The following is a 288-nucleotide window of genomic DNA, read 5'->3' as shown; positions in this document are numbered from 1 at the left end:
GGCTGGCGTTTGCGCGTCCGGGCCATCTGTCGATTCTGCCGCCGGCCCTGATGTTTGGCATGGTGAACGAGGCCATGCGCTTCGCGGGCCTTTTGACGGATCTTCTGGAAAAAGAAGCATGATGATATCCCGCCGCGACAATATCGGGCCAGCAATTGTCTTCCTCCTCCTGATTGGCGGTGGAGGCGTGGCATCGTGGTTTCTTGCCGCTCCGGCGCTGTCAGAAATGGCTCGACCGGATTACGATGTCACGCGAATGGCGTTCACCTATTCGACGCTTCCCCGTCT

Annotated in this window: 1 pseudogene; it reads left to right on the top strand. The window is 59.0% G+C overall.

Annotation, left to right across the window (positions count from 1 at the left end):
• Positions 1-122, top strand: a pseudogene (locus AF337_RS45065) (iron-siderophore ABC transporter substrate-binding protein); the annotation flags it as partial.
• Between the last annotated feature and the right edge of the window lie 166 nt (positions 123-288).

The sequence above is a fragment of the Rhizobium ecuadorense genome (assembly GCF_001187535.1).
GTDB lineage: Bacteria > Pseudomonadota > Alphaproteobacteria > Rhizobiales > Rhizobiaceae > Rhizobium > Rhizobium ecuadorense.
This window is presented reverse-complemented; position numbering and strand designations above follow the sequence as displayed.